Source organism: Micromonospora yasonensis (assembly GCF_026013475.1).
GTDB classification, from domain to species: domain Bacteria; phylum Actinomycetota; class Actinomycetes; order Mycobacteriales; family Micromonosporaceae; genus Micromonospora; species Micromonospora yasonensis.
Map to the genome: position 1 here is coordinate 1 of NZ_JAPDPH010000485.1, position 464 is coordinate 464.

Genomic DNA, 464 nt, shown 5'->3' on the forward strand with positions numbered 1-464 from the left:
GGCTCGACCACGGTGAACGACACCTGCTGCGCCGACGACGTGTTGCCAGCCTTGTCGGTCGCCCGGTAGCCGACCGTGTGCTGGCCGGCCTGGTTGACGGTCAATGGCGCGGAGTACGTCGCGTAGGCGCCGCCGTCGAGCGAGTACTCGACCTTGGCCACCCCGGACTCGGTGTCCGTGGCCGACAGGGTGACCGTGGCACTGCCCACGTACGCCCCGTTGGCGTCCTTCTGGCCGGTCACCGCGGCGGTGACGGTCGGCGGCGTGGTGTCCTTCGGCGCGGGTTCGACCACGGTGAACGACACCTGCTGCGCCGACGACGTGTTCCCGGCCTTGTCGGTCGCCCGGTAACTCACCGTGTGCTGACCCGGCTGGTTCACCGCCACCGGCGTGACGTAGACGGCGTAGGGCTGCCCGTCGAGGGAGTACTCGACCCGGTCCACACCCGAACCGCTGTCCGACGC

At 70.3% G+C, this 464-nt stretch carries 1 protein-coding gene; it reads right to left on the reverse strand.

Translation table 11 applies throughout. From position 1 onward, the window contains the following. On the reverse strand, positions 1 to 464 hold a 464-nt coding region (locus tag ONA70_RS36470; RefSeq protein WP_406601310.1), incomplete at both ends, for an OmpL47-type beta-barrel domain-containing protein.